The sequence below is a fragment of the Cellulosimicrobium sp. RS genome (assembly GCF_046159675.1).
GTDB lineage: Bacteria > Actinomycetota > Actinomycetes > Actinomycetales > Cellulomonadaceae > Cellulosimicrobium > Cellulosimicrobium funkei.
Window position 1 is genome coordinate 241480 of sequence record NZ_JBJXVU010000005.1, and the last position, 21226, is coordinate 262705.

General features: G+C 73.3%; 19 protein-coding genes and 3 tRNA genes. 12 read left to right on the forward strand and 10 right to left on the reverse strand.

Features of this window, described 5'->3' with window-relative positions; genetic code table 11:
• Positions 1 to 156: 156 nt before the first annotated feature.
• The 5 genes from gyrA to ACI769_RS10170 all read left to right on the forward strand — a co-directional run bounded on the left by gyrA (position 157) and on the right by ACI769_RS10170 (position 4265).
• Positions 157 to 2796 (forward strand): DNA gyrase subunit A, encoded by a 2640-nt coding sequence (gyrA, locus tag ACI769_RS10150; RefSeq protein ID WP_232322760.1) that lies wholly within the window; start codon positions 157 to 159, stop codon positions 2794 to 2796.
• Complete coding sequence (locus ACI769_RS10155; RefSeq protein WP_085386964.1) at positions 2793 to 3803, forward strand: DUF3566 domain-containing protein; 1011 nt, start codon at positions 2793 to 2795, stop codon at positions 3801 to 3803. The genes gyrA and ACI769_RS10155 overlap by 4 nt, the downstream gene beginning before the upstream one ends.
• Before the next feature lie 127 nt (positions 3804 to 3930).
• Positions 3931 to 4004: transfer RNA gene (locus ACI769_RS10160), tRNA-Ile, on the forward strand.
• Positions 4005 to 4031: 27 nt separating this feature from the next.
• Complete coding sequence (locus ACI769_RS10165) at positions 4032 to 4151, forward strand: DLW-39 family protein (RefSeq protein ID WP_021483216.1); 120 nt, start codon at positions 4032 to 4034, stop codon at positions 4149 to 4151.
• A gap of 38 nt (positions 4152 to 4189) precedes the next feature.
• Positions 4190 to 4265 (forward strand) — tRNA-Ala (locus ACI769_RS10170).
• 223 nt (positions 4266 to 4488) lie between these two features.
• Here the strand turns inward: ACI769_RS10170 and ACI769_RS10175 are convergent.
• The gene (locus ACI769_RS10175) at positions 4489 to 5655 is read right to left on the reverse strand and encodes a hypothetical protein (protein WP_085386963.1); all 1167 of its coding nucleotides are present in this window, start codon (positions 5653 to 5655) and stop codon (positions 4489 to 4491) included.
• Positions 5656 to 5795: 140 nt separating this feature from the next.
• Here ACI769_RS10175 and ACI769_RS10180 point away from each other — a divergent pair, with 140 nt between their 5' ends.
• Together ACI769_RS10180 and ACI769_RS10185 are read left to right on the forward strand one after the other, a co-directional pair.
• Complete coding sequence (locus ACI769_RS10180) at positions 5796 to 6335, forward strand: peptidylprolyl isomerase (RefSeq protein WP_021483785.1); 540 nt, start codon at positions 5796 to 5798, stop codon at positions 6333 to 6335.
• Positions 6336 to 6442: 107 nt separating this feature from the next.
• A complete protein-coding gene (locus ACI769_RS10185) occupies positions 6443 to 7252 on the forward strand; it encodes a rhomboid family intramembrane serine protease (RefSeq protein ID WP_342065157.1) in 810 nt (269 codons plus the stop codon).
• A gap of 106 nt (positions 7253 to 7358) precedes the next feature.
• Here ACI769_RS10185 and ACI769_RS10190 read toward each other — a convergent pair whose 3' ends face one another.
• Entirely contained in the window at positions 7359 to 7610 is a 252-nt protein-coding gene (locus ACI769_RS10190; RefSeq protein ID WP_021483485.1) for a cell division protein CrgA, read from the reverse strand.
• Positions 7611 to 7957: 347 nt separating this feature from the next.
• Between ACI769_RS10190 and ACI769_RS10195 the strand changes: the two genes are divergently transcribed.
• From ACI769_RS10195 to ACI769_RS10210, 4 genes are read left to right on the forward strand one after another with little or no spacing between them, the layout of a single operon-like run.
• Positions 7958 to 8758: a DUF881 domain-containing protein gene (locus ACI769_RS10195; protein ID WP_232322665.1), complete on the forward strand. Its 801-nt coding sequence runs from the start codon at positions 7958 to 7960 to the stop codon at positions 8756 to 8758.
• Positions 8755 to 9534 (forward strand): class E sortase, encoded by a 780-nt coding sequence (locus ACI769_RS10200; RefSeq protein ID WP_085386962.1) that lies wholly within the window; start codon positions 8755 to 8757, stop codon positions 9532 to 9534. The genes ACI769_RS10195 and ACI769_RS10200 overlap by 4 nt, the downstream gene beginning before the upstream one ends.
• The gene (locus ACI769_RS10205) at positions 9534 to 9728 is read left to right on the forward strand and encodes a hypothetical protein (protein WP_021482317.1); all 195 of its coding nucleotides are present in this window, start codon (positions 9534 to 9536) and stop codon (positions 9726 to 9728) included. Before ACI769_RS10200 ends, ACI769_RS10205 begins: the two co-directional genes overlap by 1 nt.
• A complete protein-coding gene (locus tag ACI769_RS10210) occupies positions 9725 to 10384 on the forward strand; it encodes an aminodeoxychorismate/anthranilate synthase component II (protein ID WP_085386961.1) in 660 nt (219 codons plus the stop codon). The genes ACI769_RS10205 and ACI769_RS10210 overlap by 4 nt, the downstream gene beginning before the upstream one ends.
• A 116-nt stretch (positions 10385 to 10500) precedes the next feature.
• Here the strand turns inward: ACI769_RS10210 and pknB are convergent, their stop codons facing one another.
• From pknB to ACI769_RS10245, 7 genes are all read right to left on the reverse strand, one after another.
• Positions 10501 to 12576, reverse strand: coding sequence for a Stk1 family PASTA domain-containing Ser/Thr kinase (pknB, locus tag ACI769_RS10215; RefSeq protein WP_396049789.1), 2076 nt, complete (start codon positions 12574 to 12576; stop codon positions 10501 to 10503).
• Between the two features lie 110 nt (positions 12577 to 12686).
• A complete protein-coding gene (locus tag ACI769_RS10220) occupies positions 12687 to 14348 on the reverse strand; it encodes a serine/threonine-protein kinase (RefSeq protein WP_085386959.1) in 1662 nt (553 codons plus the stop codon).
• Positions 14345 to 15811, reverse strand: a complete 1467-nt coding sequence (locus ACI769_RS10225) for a penicillin-binding protein 2 (RefSeq protein WP_085386958.1) — start codon at positions 15809 to 15811, stop codon at positions 14345 to 14347. The genes ACI769_RS10220 and ACI769_RS10225 overlap by 4 nt, the downstream gene beginning before the upstream one ends.
• Positions 15808 to 17448: an FtsW/RodA/SpoVE family cell cycle protein gene (locus ACI769_RS10230; protein ID WP_085386957.1), complete on the reverse strand. Its 1641-nt coding sequence runs from the start codon at positions 17446 to 17448 to the stop codon at positions 15808 to 15810. The genes ACI769_RS10225 and ACI769_RS10230 overlap by 4 nt, the downstream gene beginning before the upstream one ends.
• Complete coding sequence (locus ACI769_RS10235; protein WP_085386956.1) at positions 17448 to 18878, reverse strand: Stp1/IreP family PP2C-type Ser/Thr phosphatase; 1431 nt, start codon at positions 18876 to 18878, stop codon at positions 17448 to 17450. Before ACI769_RS10235 ends, ACI769_RS10230 begins: the two co-directional genes overlap by 1 nt.
• A 6-nt stretch (positions 18879 to 18884) precedes the next feature.
• On the reverse strand, positions 18885 to 19388 hold the full coding sequence (locus ACI769_RS10240) for an FHA domain-containing protein (protein WP_034652653.1): 504 nt from the start codon (positions 19386 to 19388) through the stop codon (positions 18885 to 18887).
• A 10-nt stretch (positions 19389 to 19398) separates the two neighbouring features.
• On the reverse strand, positions 19399 to 20106 hold the full coding sequence (locus tag ACI769_RS10245; protein ID WP_021480387.1) for a DUF3662 and FHA domain-containing protein: 708 nt from the start codon (positions 20104 to 20106) through the stop codon (positions 19399 to 19401).
• A 401-nt stretch (positions 20107 to 20507) separates the two neighbouring features.
• Between ACI769_RS10245 and ACI769_RS10250 the strand changes: the two genes are divergently transcribed.
• A tRNA-Leu gene (locus tag ACI769_RS10250) sits at positions 20508 to 20591 on the forward strand.
• Between the two features lie 123 nt (positions 20592 to 20714).
• Here the strand turns inward: ACI769_RS10250 and ACI769_RS10255 are convergent.
• Positions 20715 to 21164 (reverse strand): DUF6389 family protein, encoded by a 450-nt coding sequence (locus ACI769_RS10255; RefSeq protein WP_085386954.1) that lies wholly within the window; start codon positions 21162 to 21164, stop codon positions 20715 to 20717.
• Positions 21165 to 21226 lie beyond the last annotated feature (62 nt).

Sequence of the window (21226 nt, forward strand, 5' to 3'; positions counted from 1 at the left end):
CAGGACCGGACACCCCGGCGCGGCCCGCCCTCCCGGGCGGGTCCGGAGGTCTTCCAGGACGACGACGCACGAAGAGACGAACGAACGAGGTAGACCGTGACCGACGAGCAGAACCCCGAGAACGAGCCCACGGCTCCCGGCGACGGGTCCGAGGAGATCGTGCACGCCGACGGGACGGCGGTCGCGGTGCACCACGGGCGCATCGAGCAGGTGGACCTGCAGCTCGAGATGCAGCGGTCGTACCTCGACTACGCGATGAGCGTCATCGTGGGTCGTGCGCTGCCGGACGTGCGCGACGGCCTCAAGCCCGTCCACCGGCGCGTGTTGTACGCGATGTACGACGGCGGCTACCGCCCCGACCGCTCGTACTCGAAGTGCTCGCGCGTCGTCGGCGACGTCATGGGCAAGTTCCACCCGCACGGCGACAGCGCGATCTACGACGCGCTCGTGCGCCTCGTGCAGGACTGGTCGCTGCGCTACCCGCTCGTCGCCGGCCAGGGGAACTTCGGCTCCCCCGGCAACGACCCGGCGGCCGCCCCGCGGTACACCGAGTGCCGCATGGCGCCGATCGCCATGGAGATGGTCCGGGACATCGACAAGGACACCGTCGACTTCCAGGACAACTACGACGGCCGCACCCAGGAGCCGTCGGTCCTGCCGGCCCGGTTCCCGAACCTGCTGGTCAACGGCTCGGCGGGCATCGCCGTCGGCATGGCGACCAACATCCCGCCGCACAACCTCCGCGAGGTCGCGGCGGGCGTGCAGTGGCACCTCGACCACCCGGACGCCTCGCGCGAGGAGCTCCTCGCGGCGCTGCTGCAGCGCATCAAGGGCCCGGACTTCCCCACGGGCGCCACGATCCTCGGCCACAAGGGCATCGAGGAGGCGTACCGCACGGGCCGCGGCTCGATCACCATGCGCGCCGTGGTCAACGTGGAGGAGATCCAGGGCCGCGTGTGCCTCGTCGTCACGGAGCTCCCCTACCAGGTGAACCCGGACAACCTCGCCGCGAAGATCGCGGACCTCGTCAAGGAGGGCCGCATCCAGGGGATCGCGGACATCCGCGACGAGACGTCGGGCCGCACGGGCCAGCGCCTCGTCGTCGTGCTCAAGCGCGACGCGGTGGCGAAGGTCGTCCTCAACAACCTGTACAAGCACACCCAGCTCCAGGACACGTTCGGCGCGAACATGCTGGCGCTCGTCGACGGCGTGCCGCGCACGCTGAGCCTCGACGCGTTCGTCCGGCACTGGACGACGCACCAGCTCGACGTCGTCGTGCGCCGCACGCGGTACCTGCTGGCGGAGGCCGAGCGCAGCATCCACATCCTGCGCGGGTACCTCAAGGCGCTCGACGCGCTCGACGAGGTCATCGCGCTGATCCGGCGCTCGCCCGACGTCGAGGAGGCGCGCACGGGCCTCATGGAGCTGCTGGGCGTCGACGAGGTCCAGGCGACCGCGATCCTCAACCTCCAGCTGCGCCGACTTGCGGCCCTGGAGCGGCAGAAGATCCTCGACGACCACGACGCGCTCGAGCGCCAGATCCTCGACTACCAGGACATCCTGGCCAAGCCCGAGCGACAGCGGTCGATCGTGGGCGACGAGATGGGCGAGATCGTCGCGAAGTACGGCGACGAGCGTCGGACGACGATCCTCCCGTTCGACGGCGAGGTCTCCATCGAGGACCTCATCGCCGAGGAGGAGATGGTCGTCACCATCACGCGCGGCGGGTACGTGAAGCGGACGCGCAGCGACAGCTACCGCGCCCAGAAGCGCGGCGGCAAGGGCGTGCGCGGCACGCAGCTGCGCGAGGACGACATCGTCGACCACTTCTTCGTGACGACGACGCACCACTGGCTGCTGTTCTTCACGAACCTCGGCCGCGTCTACCGCGCGAAGGCGTACGAGCTCCCGGAGGGCGGGCGCGACGCCAAGGGTCAGCACGTCGCGAACCTGCTCGCGTTCCAGCCGGGCGAGAAGATCGCGCAGGTGCTCGACCTGCGCGACTACGACGCGGCGCAGTACCTGGTGCTCGCGACGCGTCGCGGCCTGGTGAAGAAGACGCGGCTGTCGGAGTACGACTCGCCGCGCTCGGGCGGCCTCATCGCGATCAACCTGCGCGAGGACGAGTCCGGGACGCCCGACGAGCTCGTCGCGGCGCTCCTCGTGGACGCCGACGACGACCTCATCCTCGTGTCGCGCAAGGGCCAGTCCATCCGCTTTCCCGCCGACGACGACACGATGCGGCCGCTCGGCCGCGCGACGTCGGGCGTCACGGGCATGAAGTTCCGCGACGGCGACGAGCTGCTCTCGGCCGACGTGGTCGAGGAGGGCTCCGACCTCTTCGTGGTCACGGAGGGCGGGTTCGCGAAGCGCACGCGGATCGACGAGTACCGCGTCCAGGGCCGCGGCGGTCTGGGCATCAAGGTCGCCAACCTGGTGGAGGCTCGTGGAGATCTCGTGGGGGCTCTGGTGACGGAGGCCGACGACGAGGTGCTGGTCATCATGGAGCGCGGGAAGATCGTGCGGTCCGCGGTCGGCGAGGTGAACCTCACCGGTCGGAACACGCAGGGGGTGACGTTCGCGAAGCCCGACAAGGGCGACCGCATCATCGCGGTCGCGCGGAACGTCGAGCGTCGTCTCGGAGAGGATCGGGATACCGTGGAGGGCGAGGACGGGACCGGCACGGCCCCGGGCGTCACCGACACGAGCAGCGCACCGACCACCGACGCGACCGCCTCGTCCGACGGGGCGGGCGGGACCGACCCGGCCCCCGGAACCACCGAGGAAACCAGATGAGCAGCGAGAACAACGCACCGCCGACCATCACGCCGCGGCTGACCGTGCCGCGGCCGGACACGGACGCGTCGGCACGCCCCGCGGCCGCGTCCCCGAGCCGGCACGGCGAGGCGGACGGGACGTCGTCGAACGGCTCGTCGAAGAAGGGCTCGTCGAAGGGCGCCTCGGCGCCGGCGACCCCGCGTGACGGGGCGACGGCCGCCGTCCCGCCGCCTCCCCCGCCGCCCCCGGGCCCGGCCGCCCAGGCCGCGCCCGCGCCCGCGCAGGGCACGGTGGACGACGACGGCATGGAGCGCGCGTCGGGCGAGAGCCGTGTCGCGGTCGCCCGGGCCGGGGCCGTGAAGGCGGCGGCCGCGGCGATCGCGGCGGCGAAGACGGCCGCGAAGAAGGTGTCGGCGGCGGTCCCCGCCGCACCCGCAGAGACGGAGCCCGAGCGCGGGCACGACGAGATCGACGACGAGACGGTGAGGCGCGTGCCCACGACCACCTCGGCCCCCACGAGCGCGGGTGCCGCCGGCGCTCCCGCCGGGGCCTCCATGCACTACTCCGCCGCCGGGGTGACGGGCACCGCGAGCCCGCTCACGGGCGCCACGCCCGCCGTGGGGACCGCGACGGGCGCGACGCCCGCCGTCCGGCCCGACGGCGGCCCGCGCCGCGTGCGGCTCGCGGTCTCGCGCATCGACCCGTGGTCCGCGATGAAGCTCGGCTTCCTCCTCGCGGTCGCCATCGGGATCATGACCGTCGTCGCGACCGCCGTCGTCTGGTACGTGCTCGACGGCATGCAGGTCTTCTTCAAGATCGAGGAGCTGTTCACGCAGATCGTCGGCACGGAGACGGACGTCGACATCCGTCAGTACGTCGCGTTCGGCCGCGTGATCTCGATCGCCACGCTGCTCGGCGTGGTGAACGTCGTCATCATCACGGCGCTCTCGACGATCATGGCGTTCCTGTACAACATCGTCGCGGCGCTCGTGGGTGGCGTGCACCTCACGCTCACCGACGACTGACCGCGCACCGGCTCCCCGACCGGGACGCACGGGCCCTCGGTTTGGGTCTGCGGCTCCCGGTGGGGTAACCTCAATCGCTGCCTGCGAGCGGAGCAGCCCTCCTGGGGCTGTCCGGCGAGGCGCGTGCGGGCCTATAGCTCAGACGGTTAGAGCGCTTCCCTGATAAGGAAGAGGTCAGAGGTTCAAGTCCTCTTAGGCCCACTGCCAACCCACTCGAGGGGGAACATCATGAAGAAGCTTCTGCTCCTGCTCCTCGCTGCCGGCGCCGGGTACCTCGTGTGGCGCAAGTACACGGAGGACAACGCCGAGCGCGACCTCTGGGCAGAGGTCACCGACACCTTCGAGTGAGCACCTCTCGCCGCTGACCGGCCCCGGCCGCGTCACCCGGGGCCATGGCGCAATTGGTAGCGCACCTGCTTTGCAAGCAGGGGGTTGGGGGTTCGAGTCCCCCTGGCTCCACCATCGTCACGACCACGAAGACCCCGTCCGGCTGCGGACGGGGTCTTCGTGCGTCCGGCCTCGGCGTCGGCGTGCCCGCCGCCGAGGCTGCGTGCTGCCGCCGCGTGCCGCCGCCGTGCCCGCGTGCTCGTGAGGTCTCCGCCCCTGGGGGACGACGAGGGGCCCGTCCCTGCTGGGACGGGCCCCTCGGTCGTCTGTCACCGTGCGAGGACGGCGGGGTGGAGCGTCAGGCGTCGTCGGCCTTCTTCGCGGCGTCCTGCGCCGCGGACTCGGCGGCCTCGCGCGCCTTCTTGCCGGCGTCGCCCAGGTCGTCCTTGGCGTCCGCCGCGGCGTCCTTCACGTCCTCCGCCGTGTCCTTCACCGCGTCCTTCGCGCCGGCAGCGCCGCCACGGGTGGTGCTGCGGGCCCGGCTCGTCGCCTTCTTCGCCGCGTCCTTCGCGTCCGAGACGGCCTCGGTGACGCGGTCGGTGACGTCGTCGCGGACCTCGGCAGCGCGCTCGGCCAGCTTGTCGGTGGCCTCGCGGCCCTTCGCGACGGCGGCGCCCGCAGCCTCGCCGATCGACTCGGCGGCGTCCCCGACGGCGTGCTTGGCGTCGCCGACGACGTCGTCGAAGTGGACCTGCTGCTGCTCCTGCTCCCACGGCTCGGCCCAGGGGTCGGTCGTGGGCTGCGCGCGGCGGTAGAGCACGTAGCCGACGCCCGCGGCGGTCACGCCACCGGCGATCCACCAGAGCGTGCGGCCCTTGCCCTTCGAGGAGTCCGCCGCGGCGGCCTTGGCCGCCGCCTTGTCCGCGGCCGCGGCGAGCTTGGCGGCCGCCTTCTCCGCGGTCTTGTCGGCGTGCTTGGCGGCCTTCTTGCCGGCCTTGCCCGCGGACTTCTGCGCCTGCTTCGCGGCCTCCGCCGTCGCCTTCTTGGCCTGCTTCGCGAGCTTGCGCGCCTTCTTGCCCGACGCGGCGGCTGCCGCGGCCGTGGCGGCGGCGGTCGCCTCGGCCGCGTTGTCCGCGGCGCGCTGGGCGGAGTCGGCCGCGCTGGCGGCGGCGGCGTTGAAGCTCGCGACGATCTTCGGCAGCACGTCCTCCACGAGGCGGTCGTGCGCCGTGTCGATCGCGGGCGCGGCCTTGGTCGCGGCCTTCTCGACGCGCGGCGCGGCGGCCTGGATGCTGTCCTGCCACGCCTTCTCGACGCGCGGCTGGAGCCACTCGAGGAACGCCTCCACCTTGGGCGTGCCCCACTCCTTGGCGTGCACCGCGGCGTCCTTGGCCTGGTCCGCGAGCTGGGTCGCGGCGCTCTGCGCGGTCGCGGCGGCCTGCGCGGCCTGTTCCTTCAGCTTCTCGGTGTCGATCGACTCGAGCGTGTCCTTGACGGAGTCGCTCGCTGAGCGAGTACGGGTCATGCGTGCTCCCCGGGGTCGTCGTCCGACGGGACGAATGTGCGGATGCGATGCGTTTCCGCCCACTCTGCCACCACCCCGGCCACGCCGCGAGACATCGCCCCGGACGGGTCGGGCGCGGGTCTCGTGGGAAGATGGTGCCCATGTTCGCAACCCTCCACACGACCGCAGGTGACATCCGGATCGAGCTCCTGCCGAACCACGCCCCGAAGACGGTGGCGAACTTCGTCGGGCTCGCCCAGGGCACCACGACGTGGTCCGACCCCCGCACCGGCGCCGAGCGCACCGAGCCCTTCTACGACGGCCTGATCTTCCACCGCGTGATCCAGGACTTCATGATCCAGGGCGGCTGCCCGCTCGGGACCGGCACCGGCGGCCCCGGCTACACGTTCAACGACGAGATCCACCCCGAGCTCCAGTTCGACCGCCCGTACCTGCTGGCGATGGCGAACGCGGGCGTGCGCCGCAACCCGGTGACGGGCGAGGCCGAGGGCACCAACGGGTCGCAGTTCTTCATCTCGACGGTCCCCACGCCGTGGCTCAACGGCAAGCACACGATCTTCGGCGAGGTCGCGGACGACGAGTCCCGCGCCGTCGTCGACGCGATCAACGCGACGCCCACGCGTCCGGGCGACCGCCCGCAGGAGGACATCGTCATCACGTCCGTCACCATCGAGGACTGACCATCTCGGCGACACCTCCCGGGCCACCCGGCCCGCCGGCGTACGGGACGGCCGGACCGCACGACGGTCCCGCCGTCCCGCCGGTGTGCCCGCGGCACCCCGACCGCGTGTCGTACGTGCGCTGCCAGCGGTGCGGGCGCCCGGCGTGCCCCGAGTGCCAGCGACCGGCCGCGGTCGGCATCCAGTGCGTCGACTGCGTGCGCGACGCCGCCCGCCAGGCGCCGACGCAGCGCACCGCGCTGGGTGGGAAGGTGCGCGGCGGGCCGCCCGTCGTGACGTTCACGATCATCGGCCTGTGCGTCGTGAGCTGGCTCCTCCAGCTCGTCACGGGCGGCACGTGGACGAACATGCTCGCGTTCGCGCCCTGGGTCGGCGAGCTGCAGCCCTACCGCTTCCTCACGGCGGCGTTCCTGCACTCGACGAGCCCCGTCCACATCCTCTTCAACATGTACGCCCTGTGGATCACGGGCCCGTTCCTCGAGCAGCAGCTCGGCCGGCTGCGCTTCACGGCGCTCTACCTGCTCTCCGCGCTCGGCGGCTCCGTCGGCTACCTGCTCCTCGCGGGGGGCCCGACGTCGGAGGCCTGGTACCAGCCTGTCGTCGGCGCCTCGGGCGCGGTGTTCGGCCTCTTCGGGGCGATCCTGCTCGTCCTGCGCCGGACGGGCCGGAACGCGATGCAGATCGTCGTGCTCATCGGCATCAACTTCGCGATCGGGCTGTTCTTCCCCGGCATCGCGTGGCAGGCGCACCTGGGCGGTCTAGTCGTGGGGCTCGCGCTCGGCGCCGCCTACGCCTACGCGCCGCGCGAGCGTCGCACCCTCGTGTCCGTGGGGGCGACGGTCGTCGTCGTGGTGGCGCTGGTCGCCGCCTCCTGGCTCACCTACGCGGCGGCGGACCAGTTCGGCCATCTCACCTGACGAGGCGGCCACAGGAGTTATCCCCAGGATTACTCACAGGTGTGGAACTACACCGGTGTGAGGCCCGACGGCACCGGACGGGGCCCAGGCCCCGCCCGGTGCGCGGCTACTTCCAGCGCGTCGTGAGCGCGAAGCCCGCGATGATGAAGGCGAAGCCGACCCCGAGGTTCCATGCACCGAGCGGCGGGACGGGGAGCTGCTTCGGACCGCTGAGGTAGAACAGCACGATCCACGCGAGCCCGACGAGCATGAGCCCGAGCATCGTGGGCACGAGCCAGCGCGGGTTGCCCGTCTCGGGCTTCGGCACGCTCGGCGGACGCTGCGGCTTGGGCTTCTTGCGCGACTTCGACTCGGGCACGAGGGTGGGCTCCTGTCCTGGTGGGGCTCGCTGCGCCGGCGCCGGGACGCACCGCGGGAGCGGACGCCTGCCGTCGTCGTGCAGGAACCGTGCATGGGTCGGGCGAAGGTCGTCGACGCGCCGCGAGGCTCTGCCGGAGCACAGGTCCGTCACGATCGTGGACGACGTTCGTCGACTAGCGTAGTGGGCGCACACAATAGGCACGGACACCGCGCGCGGAGGACGTGCCGCGAGGTGTGCCGCGCACGACCTCAGCACCACGCAGTCCACGACGCCGACGCACCACGCCGACGCACGACGCCGAACCGGTCGACGACCTCGTCCGCCCCCAGGAAGGAGACGGTCGCGTGAGCACCACGGACCCTGGCGCCACGGGCCCGGACGACCCCGCCGAGGGGCCGTCGTCCGCCCCGGGCGGCACGCCGCGCGCGCGTCGCGTCCGGTCCGCCGTGACGGTCGCGCTCGTCCTCGCGCTCGCCGGGGTCATGTTCACGGCGAACGCGCGCCTCGCGCGCGGCGACGAGTCCCGGCACCCGGAGAACCTCGCGCAGCTCGTCGACCGCGAGTCCGACCGCGTGGCCGACCTCGCGACGCAGGTCGACGCCCTGACGGCGGAGGTCGCGGACCTGTCGCAGACCGGGGACGCGCCCACCGGCGTCGACCCCGACCTCGCGGCGCGCACCGCCGTCGCCGCGGGGACGACGCCCGTCGAGGGCGCCGGCGTCTCCGTGACGCTCGACGACGCGCCCCCGGAGGGCAGCTACCCGGCGGGGATCCGTCCCGACGACCTCGTCGTGCACCAGCAGGACATCCAGTCCGTCGTCAACGCGCTGTGGGCGGGCGGTGCCGAGGCGATGACGCTCCAGGGGCAGCGCGTCACGGCGACGTCGGCGTTCCGCTGCGCGGGCAACATCCTGCTGCTGCACGGCCGCGTGTACTCCCCGCCCTACGTCGTGGAGGCCGTGGGTGACCCCGAGGCCCTGCGCGACGCGCTCGACCGCTCGCCGGGCGTCCAGGTGTACAAGGAGTACGTCGACGCGGTGAACCTCGGCTGGTCGGTCGAGGACGAGAGCGACATCGAGATGCCGGGCTACCAGGGGGCGCTCGAGCTCCGCTACGCGCGCCCGTCCGACGCGGTGGCGTCGTGACCGCGACGACCCCCGCACCGGTCCGCCACGCGGGGCACCGCGGCTCGGGTCGCGGTCCGGTGTCCGCCGTCGTGGGGGTGCTCGGCGAGCTGCTCATCACGCTGGGGATCCTGCTCGGCCTGTACGTCGTCTGGCAGCTGTGGTGGACGGACGTCCAGGCGGACCGCGTCCAGGCGCAGGTCCTCGAGGAGATCCAGGCGCCGACGCCGGACGCCGCGGACGTCGGCACGACGATCCTGCGCGACGACCCGCCCGTCCCCGCCGCGCCCGCGCTCGGCGAGGTGTGGGGCACGCTCTACGTGCCGCGCTGGGACGGCAAGATGATGCCGATCGCGGAGGGCACCGACAAGCGGTCGATCCTCGACCAGGCGATGGCCGGGCACTACCCCGAGACCGTCATGCCGGGCGCCGTCGGGAACTTCTCCCTCGCCGGGCACCGGCAGACGTACGGCAAGATCTTCCACGACGTCGAGGAGCTCGAGATCGGCGACCCGATCGTCGTCGAGGCCGACGGCACGTGGTACGTCTACCGCGTCGACCACATGCAGGCCGTGAAGCCCGACCAGGTCGAGGCGATCGCGCCCGTCCCGTGGCAGCCCGGCGTCGAGCCCGCCGAGCGGTACCTCACGCTGACGACGTGCCACCCGATCGGCCTCAACTCGCTCGTCGCGCGGTACATCGTCAACGCGAAGTTCGACTACTGGATGCCCGTCGAGGACGGCACGCCGCCGGAGCTCGTCGGCCAGACCGCTCCCGCCGCCGAAGGAGGCTCGTGATGTACGGGGCGCTGTGGCGCGTGCTGCCCGGCCCGGCGTGGCTGCGGGTGCTGATCCTGCTCGTCCTCGCGGCCGCCGTCGTGCTCGCGTGCTTCGAGTGGCTGTTCCCGCTCGTGTCCGAGTACATGCCGTTCAACGACCCCAACATCCAGACCGACGCCGCCGGCGCAGTGTCCGTGGAGGCCCCGCGATGACCCACCCGACCCGCATCCTCGTCGTGGACAACTACGACTCGTTCGTCTACACGATCGTCGGCTACCTCGACCAGCTGGGCGCGCAGACCGTCGTCGTGCGCAACGACGCGGTGCCGGAGCCCGACGCCGACGGTCGCTTCCGCGACGCGGACGGCACCGTGTTCGACGGCGTCCTCGTCTCCCCCGGGCCCGGCACGCCGAAGGAGGCCGGGCAGAGCGAGCACGTGATCCGCACGTGCGCCGCGTCGCGCACGCCGATGCTCGGCGTGTGCCTGGGCCACCAGGCCCTCGCCGAGGTATACGGCGCGACGGTCACGCACGCGCCCGAGCTCATGCACGGCAAGACGAGCCTCGTGGAGCACGAGGGCGAGGGCGTGCTCGCGGGCCTCCCCCACCCGTTCACCGCGACGCGGTACCACTCGCTCGCCGTCGTGAGCGACACCGTGCCCGCGGAGCTCGAGGTGACGGCGACGACCGCCGGGGGCGTCATCATGGGCCTCCAGCACAAGGACCTGCCGCTGCACGGGGTCCAGTTCCACCCGGAGTCCGTGCTCACCGAGGGTGGCCACCGCCTGCTCGCGAACTGGCTCGAGGCGTGCGGCCTGGAGGGCGCCGTCGAGCGCTCCGCGGGCATGGCCCCGCTCGTGCGCCAGTAGCGAGCACCGCGCGGCACCGGCCCCGGTCTGCCGCCCTCGGACGCCCCGCACGACGACGGGCCCTCACCTCCGTGGAGGTGAGGGCCCGTCGTCGTGGACGGCCCGGGGGCGGTGGGTCAGCCCTCGCCGTCCCCGCCGTTGCCCCCGCCGTTCCCGTTGCCGCCGCCGTTGTTCCCGCCGCCGTTGTCGCCGCCGCCGTTCGACGGTCCGGGACCGGTCGAGACGATGAGGCGCACCTCTGAGCCGACCTCGAGCTCGGTCCCGCCCCGCGGGTCGGAGCCGATGACCGTGCCCGCCGGCCACTGCTCGGACTCCTGGGTCTGCCGTGCCCCGGGGACGAGCCCGGCACCGCCCAGCGCCTCGAGGGCCTGCTGCTCGGTCATGCCGGCGAGGTTCGTCGGCACCGTCGTCGTCTCCGCCGCGCGCGGGATGGCGACCTTGAGGGTCACGGTCGACCCCTGCGGGACGCTGCCCGCGTTGGGCTGCTGCGAGAGGACCTGGTTCTCCGGCTCGTCGGACTCCTCCTCGCTGCGGTCGACCTTCAGGCCGAGCGCCTCGACGGTCGACTTCGCGGCGTCGAACTGCTGGCCCGTGACGTCCGGGAGGGCGACGAGGCCGCTCGACACGAACAGGTTGACCGTCGAGCCCGCCGGCACGGACTGGCCGGCGCCGGGGTCGGTCTTCGTCACCGCGCCCTTCGGGACGTCCGGCGAGTCCTCCGTGTTGACGTCGCCGACGTTGAGCCCGGCGTCGGAGAGGTACTGCCGGGCCTCCTCCTGCGTCTTGCCCTTGAGGTCCTGGATGGTGACGGCGTCGGGACCGGTCGAGAACCAGACGTCGACCGAGGTGCCCGGGTCGACCTGGGCGTCACCGGCGGGGCTCTGGCGGATGAACTCGCCCTCCGGGACGTCGGAGTTCTCCTCGAGGAGCGGGTTGAACTCGAGGTCCAGGCCGTCGAAGAGTGCGGCGGCCTCCTCCTGGGTCATGCCCGCCTGGACCGTCGGCACGGTGACGAGCTCCGGCTCGACGTCCTTGTTCTGGTTGATGAGCAGCATCGTCACGATCGCCGCGATGGCGAGCACGCCGACCGCGATGAGCGTCCACATGAGGCCCTTGCGGCTCTTGGGCTGCTCGTCGTCCTCGCCGGGCGGCTGCTCCCCCGGCGGGACGGCGGGCGCCGCGCTGGTCGCCCAGGGGTTCGCCGCCGCGGCGGCCGGTGCCATGACCTGCGTCGCGGACTCGACCATCGTCGGCTGGAGGTCGGCGGCCGCGGCGGCGGCACCGAGGCCGGCGGCGGCGGCCGCGACCCCGAGCGCCGGGGCCGTGATCGACCCGCCGCGCACGGCGTTCTCCAGGTCGGCCCGGAACTCGGCGGCGCTCGAGTAGCGCGCCGTGCGGTCCTTCGCGAGCGCCTTGAGCGTGATGCGGTCGAGCACCTCGGGCACGTCGGGAGCGATCGCGCTCGGCGTTGCGGGCGCCTCGCGCACGTGCTGGTAGGCCACTGCGACGGGCGAGTCGCCGATGAACGGCGGGCGCCCCGTGAGCAGCTCGTAGAGCAGGCAGCCGGTCGAGTACAGGTCGGAGCGCGCGTCGACCGTCTCGCCGCGCGCCTGCTCCGGGGAGAGGTACTGCGCGGTGCCGATGACGGCCTGCGTCTGGGTCATGGTGGCCGCGGAGTCGGCGACCGCGCGGGCGATGCCGAAGTCCATGACCTTCACCGCGCCCGTCGGCGTGATCATCACGTTGGCGGGCTTGATGTCGCGGTGGACGATCCCGGCGTGGTGCGAGTACTCGAGCGCCGCGAGGACGCCCGCCGTGATCTCGACCGCCTCGTCGATGGGCACGGCCTGACCGTCGCGCAGGATGTCCCGCACGGTGTGGCCCTCGACGTACTCCATGACGATGAACGGGACGTGCACCGCGTTGCTGGTGGCGTCCTCGTGCACGTCCTCGCCCGTGTCGTAGACCGCGACGATGGCCGGGTGGTTCAGGGAGGCCGCTGCCTGCGCCTCGCGACGGAAGCGCGCGAGGAACGACGGGTCGCGCGCGAGGTCGGAGCGCAGGATCTTGATCGCGACGGTACGACCGAGGCGGTTGTCGTGCCCGATGTGCACCTCGGCCATGCCACCACGGCCGATGAGCTCACCGACCTGGTAGCGCCCGGCAAGCACTCGGGGAGCGTTGTCCACCACTCATTCGTCCTTCGGTGTCGTCGGAGCCGTGGGCGCGTCCGCCCACGGCACAGCTGGCGCAATCATCCCACCCGCGACCCTGCGGCCACGCGGGGAACACCACGATGTCGTCACGATGTCACCCGTCCGGGGAGCGTCTCGGCGTCGGGCACGGCGACCTCGACGGAGGTCTCCGCGCCCCGCACGGGGGCGGCGTCGCCGCCGTCGCCGTCCCGGTCCCCGAGCGTGGCGATCGTCGCGATCACCAGCACGAGCAGGAGACCCAGGAGGGCGACGAGCGGCCAGGTCAGGCCGTTGGGCAGGCCTCCCAGGCGGCGGCCCGTCGTGGTCGACGTGCGGCGCCCCGCGGAGCGCGAGGGCACGGGTGCCGACTGCGACTGACGGCGGGCCTCGGCGCGGGTCGCCGGGGCGACGGGCTCGGCGCGCGTCGAGCCCCCGGCCGCGCCGGCCGGGCGCGTGCCCGCGCGGGTGGGCTGCGGCCGTCGTGAGGAGCGCGTCGGACCGTGCATCTCGCGGCGCGGCGGGTACGACCGCGGGGCGGCCGGGTCGTCCGCCGGGGCCGTGGGGACGGGGCGCTCCCACGGGAGGGCCGGGCCGGGCGCGGCGTCGTCCGGTCCGGGCGGTGCCGGGACGGGCTCGGCGGTCTCCGGGACCGTCCCGCCGTGCCGGCCGAGCGGGCGGACGCGGGTGGCGTCGTCGTCGGGCGGCCCGGGGGGCGTCGCGGCCGACGGCGGCACCTCCGCGTGCGCGGCGCGGCGCGGCTCGGGGGCGACCCACGGGTTCGCCGGGTCGGGCGCGTGCGGGTCGCGCACCGCGGCCGGGATGACGAGCGGCGTGATGACGGGTGCCGGGTCCGGCTCGGGCGCGGGGACGTCGTCGGCGGTGGTGCGGGCCCGGCGCGCGCGGCGCGTGGGGGCCGGCGCCCCCGTGCGGGCGGACCAGGGGTCGCTCGCGAGGCGCGCGGCGATGCCCTCGAAGACGCGTGCGAGCGCGTCGGCCGGGTGGGGCCGCGCGAGCGGGTCCTTGGCGAGCATGACCATGACGAGCTCGCCGAGCTCCGGGTCGACCGACGTGGGCAGCGGCGGCACCGGCTCGTTGACGTGCGCGACCGCGATGTCCACCGGCGTGGACCCCGTGAACGGACGGTTCCCCGCGATGGACTCGTACGCGACGATGCCGAGCGCGTAGATGTCCGAGGCGCCGGTGGCGGCCTGGCCGACGGCCTGCTCGGGCGAGAGGTACTGGGCCGTGCCCATGACCATGCCCGTCGCGGTCATCGGGACCTGGTTGGCCGCGAGCGAGACACCGAAGTCGGTGATCTTCACCGTGCCGGAGCGGTCGATGAGGATGTTGCCGGGCTTGACGTCCCGGTGCACGACGCCGGACAGGTGGGCGGCGTGCAGCGCCCGGGCGGTCTGCGCGAGGATCGGCAGGAGCCGCGCGGGCGGGAGCACCGGCTCGCGCTCCAGCAGGTCCGCCATGGGCTCGCCCACGACGAGCTCCATGACGAGGTACCCGGAGCCGTTCGTCTCGCCGTAGTCGTACATCTGCGCGATGTTGGGGTGCGAGAGCGCCGCGCTGTTGCGGGCCTCGGTGCGCAGCCGGTTGAGGAAGTCCTCGTTGCCCGCGTACTCGCTCCGCAGGACCTTGACCGCGACCTCGCGGCCGAGCGCGTCGTCGGCCGCGACCCACACCTCGCCCATGCCGCCGACGGCGATGCGCCGCACGAGGCGGTAGCGGTTGCCGAGCGTCAGCCCCCGGACCGGCTTCATCCGTTCAACACCGCCTCCATGACGGCGCGGGCGATCGGCGCGGCGATCGCGCCGCCCGTCGCCTCGTTGCCCATCGAGCCGCCGTTCTCGACGATGACCGCGACCGCGACCTGCGGGTCGTCGGCCGGGGCGAAGCTCGTGAACCACGCGTGCGGCGCGGCTTCGCCGCCCGTCTCGGCGGTGCCCGTCTTGCCCGCGACCTGCACGCCCGGGATCTGCGCGGACTTCCCGGAGCCGTTCTGCACGACGCCCACCATCATCTGGGTGAGCTGCTCGGCGGTCGACGGGGAGACCGAGGTGCGCAGACGGCGCGGCTCCGACTGCCGGACGACGTCGAGGTCGGGGTTGCGGATCGTCTCGACGGTGTACGGGGCCATCTGCACGCCGTCGTTCGCGATCGCGGCGGCGACCATCGCCATCTGGAGCGGCGTGACCTTGACCTCGCCCTGGCCGATGCCGGCACGCGCGATCCCGGCGGCGTCGGCGCCCGGCGTGCCCTCGGCGGGGAAGCGGCTCGGCGTGACGTCCATGGGGATCTCGAGCGAGGCGTCGAAGCCGAAGTCCTCGGCCTGGTCGCGCATCGCGTCCTCGCCCAGGGTCATCGCCAGGTCGCCGAACGCGGTGTTGCACGAGATGCGCAGCGCGTCCGCGAGGGTCATCTCGCCCGTGGGCGAGCAGCGCGTGCCGCCGAAGTTCTTCATCGTCTGGGTCGACTGGGGGTACGGCAGCTCGTCCGGGGCCGGGATCACGGTCTCGGGCGTGTACTGCCCGCTCTCGAGCGCCGCGGCGGAGGTGACGATCTTGAACGTCGAGCCCGGCGGGTACGTGTTGCCGCGGATGGCCCGGTTCGACATCGGGTTGCCCTCGGCGTTGAGCAGCTCCTGGTAGCGCTGGCGCGCGAGGGCGGTGTCGTGCGTCGCGAGCTCGTTCGGGTCGTAGCTCGGCTTCGACACGAGCGCGAGGACCCGGCCCGTCTTGGGCTCGATCGCGACGACGGCGCCGCGCTGGTCCCCCAGCGCGTCCCACGCGGCCTGCTGGGCCGCCGGGTCGATGGTCAGCTCGACGGACGCGCCCTGCGGCTGCTGCCCCGTGAAGAGCGCGCTCAGGCGGTCGAGCCACAGCGAGCTCGCCTCACCGTTGAGGTAGTCGTTCTCCTTGTCCTCGATCTCCGTGCGCCCGTTGGTGAGCGACAGGAAGCCGGAGACGGGCGCGTAGAGCGGGCCGTTGGAGTACTGGCGCTGGAAGCCGAACGCGTCGTCCACCGGCGTCGAGGACGCGATGGCGTCACCCGCGACGACGATCGGGCCGCGGAACTTGTTGTACTCGCGGTAGATCGTGCGGGCGTTGCGCGAGTCGTTGTTGAGCGAGTCGGCCTGGACGAACTGGATGTACGTCGTCGACACCATGAGCGCGAGGAACATCACGAGGACGACGGTCGCGACGCGACGCAGGGGGACGTTCACCGGGCTCCTCCCCAGGGGTCACGGTCGGTCTCGGCACCCGCGTCCGGGCGCTGCACGACCTCGGTCCGCAGGTCGTCCGGGTGGTCGGGGACCTCCCCGGTGCGGCCGACGGCGGGCTGGACGCCCGTCGTCGCGCGCGCGGGGCCCGTGGACGGACCGGGGACGGCGGGCGCGCCGACCGTGGTGGGGGCGTCGTCGGGCAGGGCGCCCACGGCCGCGCCGCCGCCCACGACCGCGACCGGGTCGGAGTCCGTGCGGCTGCGCGCCCCGCCGGGCGCGACCTGCCCGCGCACGGGCAGGGAGGAGGGGCGCCGCGCGTCGTCCGAGATGCGCAGGAGCAGCCCGACGACGAGCCAGTTCGCGAGGAGCGACGACCCGCCCTGGGCGACGAACGGCATGGTCAGGCCGGTGAGCGGGATGATCCGCGTGATCCCGCCGACCACGACGAAGAGCTGCCACGCCATGACGAACGCGAGACCGCCCGCGAGCAGCTTGCCGAACCCGTCGCGCACGCCGATCGCGGTGCGCAGGCCGCGCTCCACGAGGACGAGGTACGCGAGCAGGATGCCGATGAGGCCCGTGAGGCCGAGCTCCTCGCCGAGCGACGCGTAGATGAAGTCGGAGAACGCGTACGGGACCGTGCGGGGGTAACCGGCGCCCCAGCCCGTGCCGAAGAGGCCGCCGTTGCCGAGCGAGAACAGGCCGCCCACGAGCTGGCCGGACCCGCCGACCTTGCGGCCGAAGATCTCCGGGTCGAACGGGTGCAGCCACACGTCGACGCGCGCCTGCACGTGCCCGAACGTCGACGCCGCGAGCACTGCGCCGACCGCGATGAGGAGCAGACCGATGACGACCCAGCTCACGCGCTCGGTCGCGATGTAGAGCATCGCGACGAACAGGCCGAAGAACAGGAGCGAGGTCCCGAGGTCGCGCTCGAACACGAGGATCGCGAGCGAGACGAGCCAGACGATGATGATCGGCCCGAGGTCGCGCAGGCGCGGGAGCTGGAGGCCGAGCACGCGGGGGCCGGCGAGCGCGAGCGTGTCGCGGTTCGTCACGAGGTACCCCGCGAAGAAGATCGCGAACGCGACCTTGGCGAACTCGGCCGGCTGGAGCGAGAAGCCGAACAGGTTGATCCAGATCTGGGCGCCGTTGATGCGGGTGCCCAGGCCCGGGACGAGCGGCAGCGCGACGAGCACGATGCCCGCGATCATCGCGGTGTAGGTGTAGCGGCGCAGGGTCCGGTGGTCGCGCAGGAACCAGACGAGGGCGAACGCGCAGAGGATGCCGAGCGCCGTCCACTGGAGCTGGCGGGGCGCGAGGTCCTGCTCGCCGCCCGTGACCTGCGAGCCCAGGTCGAGGCGGAAGATCATGGCGAGGCCGATGCCGTTGAGCGCGACGGCGATCGGCAGGATCACCGGGTCCGCGTACGGCGCCTTGAACCGCAGCAGCACGTGCGCGGCGCCCGCGAGCACCACCGTGCCGATGCTGTACACGTAGAAGCGGCCCGGGAGCTCGCCCGTGAGCTGCAGACCCACGAGCGCGTACGCCCCGATGCCCAGCGCGAGCGCGAGGACGAGCAGACCGAGCTCCGCGCCCCGGCCGGGGCGCACCTCGGTGGTCTCCACCGTGGCCATCAGGCCCCCGAGCCGGCGCCGTCGGCGGGCGCCGGGGTCACGTCCGGCGCGTCGGCCTCCGGCGTCCCCGTCGTCGCGCCGTCGACGGTCCCGTCCGCGGGCGGTTCGGTCGAGCCGTCGGTCGCGGGGGTCTCGGTGGTGTCCTCCGTGGCCTCGGCGACCAGCCGCTCGGCGCGGGCGCGGGCGTCCTCGAGCGACTGCGCGGGGATCGTGGTCTCCAGGCGGTCGACGACGTAGCCCGGCAGGTCGTCGACGCGCGTCCCCGTGAGCTCGATCGGGGTCGACAGCGTGACCGGGCCCGCGTTCTCGGGGATGCCGCGGAACACCGCGACCTGGCCGTCGGCGACGCCCACGTAGTACTGCGACTGCGTCCAGCGGTAGCCCGCCCAGCCGGCGACGCCGAGGCCCGCGACCACGAGCAGGATCGCGACCACGGTGACCCAGCGCCGGGGCGCGCGACCCGGGCGCACGTCGTCCTCGTCGTCGCCAGAGCCCTCGGCGATGGTGCGACCCTCCGTGCCGTCCTCGTCCGCCGCGTCGGCGTCCGGGTCCTCGGCCGGGGCGGTCGTCTTCGTGCTCGCCATGAGCGCGGCCGCGCGGGCCGCCGGGCCGTCCGCGGCCGACGTCGGGGCGTCGCGGTCGATCGCCGCCGACCCGACGACCTGCGCGCCCGTGCCGGGGGCCCCGCCGTCGGGCAGGGCGTCGACGTCCACGACGTCCGCGACGACGACCGTCACGTTGTCCGTGCTGCCCGCGCGCAACGCGAGCTGGAGCAGGTGGTCGGCGCACGCGTCGACGTCGTCCGTGTCGGCGAGCGTCTGCGCGATGGTCTCCTGGCTGACGAACCCGGACAGGCCGTCCGAGCACAGGAGCCAGCGGTCGCCCGGCTTCGCCTCGCGCACGGACATGTCCGGCGTGAGGTCGATGTCGAAGTCACCCAGCACGCGCATGACGACGTTGCGCTGGGGGTGGGTCTCCGCCTCGTCCGCCGAGATGCGCCCCGTGTCGACGAGGTGCTGGACGAACGTGTGGTCGGTCGTGACCTGGTTGAGCTCGCCGTCGCGCAGCAGGTAGGCGCGCGAGTCGCCGAGGTGCGCCATGGCGAGCTTGTTGCCCGCGCGCAGGATCGCGGTGACGGTGGTACCCATGCCGACCAGCTCGGGGTCGGTCACGCTGCGGTCCACGAGGTCCTGGCGGGCGTGGTCGATCGAGCGCTCGAGCTCGGCCAGCGCGTCGTCCGGGCCGTGCGACTCGCCGTCGAGCGGGGCGAGCGCGGCGATCGCGATGGACGACGCGACGTCGCCCCCCGCGTGGCCGCCCATGCCGTCCGCGACGACGAGCAGGTGCGGGCCCGCGTAGCCGGAGTCCTGGTTGTTGGAGCGCACGAGCCCGACGTCGGAGCGCGCGGCGTAGCGCAGGGCGATGTTCACTGCGGGCTACCTCTGCAGCTCGACGACGGACTGACCGATCCGCACCCGCGTCCCCGGGCCCAGGGGGGTGACCTGGGCGATCCGCTGGTCCTCGACGTAGGTGCCGTTCGTGGAGCCCAGGTCCTCGACGAACCAGGACCCGTGCTGCGGGAAGATGCGGGCGTGGCGCGACGACGAGTAGTCGTCGTCGAGGACGAGCGTGCAGCTCGGCGCGCGGCCGATGAGGATCGACGATGTCGTGAGCGGGATCGTCGTGCCGGTCAGCGGGCCGGCGGTGACGACGAGCCGCGACGGTCCCGCGGGCGCGGCGGGCCGCGACGGCTCCGGGGCGGCGGGGGTGGGGCCCGACGTCGGGCGGGCGGCCGGGGCCGGACCGCCCTTCTTGCCGCGGCGCGGCGTGATCTTCGTGCCGTACAGGTCCCGACGTAGCACCCCGATCGCGGAGAGCACGAACACCCAGAGCAGCACCAGGTAGCCCAGCCGGAGCAGGGTGAACGTGAGATCGGTCATGCGGGCCGGATCACCACTCCTCGTTGTCGGACGCGCCGGTCCAGAACATGATGCGGGTCCGGCCGATCGTCAGGGAGTTCCCGTCGAGCAGCGTCGCGGCCGGCACCTGGTGCCCCTCGACGAACAGCCCGTTCGTGGAGCCGAGATCCGTCGCGATCACACCCTCCGGGGTCACGCGGATCTCCAGGTGGCGCCGCGAGACGCCAGGGTCGTCGACGACGATGTCGGCCTCCGAGCCGCGGCCGATCACCGTGACCGGGCCGGTGAGCAGGTAGCGCTGCCCGTCGATGTCGACGAGCGGGTGGCGCGTGCTCGGGGACGCCGTCGTGGCGGGGGCGACGTTGCCGCGCACGCTCGCCGAGCGCAGCTGGAAGCGGCCGACGTCGAGCGTGTCGTTCTGCTCGAAGCTCACGCTCACGGGGCCGACGAACGCGTAGTGCTGCGACGCGGCGTACTGGGTGACGTTCGACGCCAGCTCGTCGGCGAGCGTCTCCGCGCCCCACCCCTCGACCTGGCCGAAGTCGTCCACCGACAGCTCGATGGTGAACTCGTTGGGCACGACCGTGCGCTCGCGGTCGACGACGGCGGCGCGGTCGTCGACCTCGCGCCGCAGCGCGCTCGCGAGCTCGACGGGCTTGACCTCGCTGCGCCCGACCTTCGCGAACGCGTTGTTCACGACGCGCTCGACGCCCTTCTCGAAGCGGTCCAGGACTCCCATGCCACCTCCTCCCTCGTGCTCGCTCGTGCCGCGGCTCACGCCGCGCGGATCTCGTCTGCTCTGCCGGCACCCTTCCCCGGTGGCCCCCCGCGCACCCGCGTCCGGGCAGACTACCTAGATCGTATCGATCGCGTCGGACCAGGAGGCCCGTTTCGTCGGACGATTACCGGACGGATGTGGCGCTTTCGTGGCGGAGCGTGTGAACGTCGGGCGTCCGCTCCCCCGCCGAGCACGAGGTTGCCGTCGTCCCGCCGCTCTTCCCGGGAGCGACGACGTGCTCGAGGGCGACGAAGGTCGTGGTCGGCGACGGGGCCGCGCCGCGGTGCGTCCGGGTGGCGGGCGTCACGCAGGACGGCGCGGTGCCGGTCGGTCGCCCGCGCCGTGCTAGTCTTCTGCGGCACGCGCGAGTGGCGGAATAGGCAGACGCGCACGGTTCAGGTCCGTGTGCCCGAAAGGGCGTGGGGGTTCAACTCCCCCCTCGCGCACGTGACGAGGTCCCGGTCAGGTCGTCCCTGACCGGGACTTTCGCATTCCCGGCCCTTGCTCTTCCTCCAGGCGGCGCCTCCGGGGGTCGCCCCCGGCGACCACGCGTGGCCCGGCTCCCCCGCTCACGGCGCGAGCGCGCGCGGCACGGAGGTGCCGTGGCCGTCGTGCCCGTCCGCCACGCCCCGCACGCGCGACCTGCCGCGCGCTGCGGCGTCCCACACGTCCACGACCCAGTCGGCGGCGGTGTCGACGACGACGTCGCGCGCGTCGTACGGCTCGCGGCCGGGCGCGACGAGCGGCACGTCCGGGACGGGGCCGTCCTCGCCCTGCACGACCTCGAACAGCGTGCGGTGCGGCGCGATCGCGCGGTCGAGCACGGCGGCGTCGGGGCCGTCGAGCGACACGACGACGTCGAACGTGCCCTCGCCGTCCTGGTCGGGGAAGACGGTGACGACGATCTCCTCCGCGCGGTCCGGGAGCGCGTCGACGACGGCGCGCAGGCGGCGCACGGCCTCCGGCGTCGCGGCGTCGAGGTGCGCTCGCACGAGGCGGGCGTGGGTCGCGGCGTCCATCGCGTCACCGTAGCGCCGGGCGAGGCCGCCGAAGCCAACCCTAGATCTGCTAGGGTCATAGC

Coding starts and splice junctions, on each gene's coding strand:
- ACI769_RS10240 (WP_034652653.1), bottom strand. CDS start 19,388: ATGACCGATCTCACGTTCACCCTGCTCCGGCTGGGCTACCTGGTGCTG.
- ACI769_RS10210 (WP_085386961.1), top strand. CDS start 9,725: ATGACCCACCCGACCCGCATCCTCGTCGTGGACAACTACGACTCGTTC.
- ACI769_RS10220 (WP_085386959.1), bottom strand. CDS start 14,348: ATGAAGCCGGTCCGGGGGCTGACGCTCGGCAACCGCTACCGCCTCGTG.
- ACI769_RS10245 (WP_021480387.1), bottom strand. CDS start 20,106: ATGGGAGTCCTGGACCGCTTCGAGAAGGGCGTCGAGCGCGTCGTGAAC.
- ACI769_RS10205 (WP_021482317.1), top strand. CDS start 9,534: ATGTACGGGGCGCTGTGGCGCGTGCTGCCCGGCCCGGCGTGGCTGCGG.
- ACI769_RS10175 (WP_085386963.1), bottom strand. CDS start 5,655: ATGACCCGTACTCGCTCAGCGAGCGACTCCGTCAAGGACACGCTCGAG.
- ACI769_RS10180 (WP_021483785.1), top strand. CDS start 5,796: ATGTTCGCAACCCTCCACACGACCGCAGGTGACATCCGGATCGAGCTC.
- ACI769_RS10155 (WP_085386964.1), top strand. CDS start 2,793: ATGAGCAGCGAGAACAACGCACCGCCGACCATCACGCCGCGGCTGACC.
- ACI769_RS10165 (WP_021483216.1), top strand. CDS start 4,032: ATGAAGAAGCTTCTGCTCCTGCTCCTCGCTGCCGGCGCCGGGTACCTC.
- ACI769_RS10255 (WP_085386954.1), bottom strand. CDS start 21,164: ATGGACGCCGCGACCCACGCCCGCCTCGTGCGAGCGCACCTCGACGCC.
- ACI769_RS10230 (WP_085386957.1), bottom strand. CDS start 17,448: ATGGCCACGGTGGAGACCACCGAGGTGCGCCCCGGCCGGGGCGCGGAG.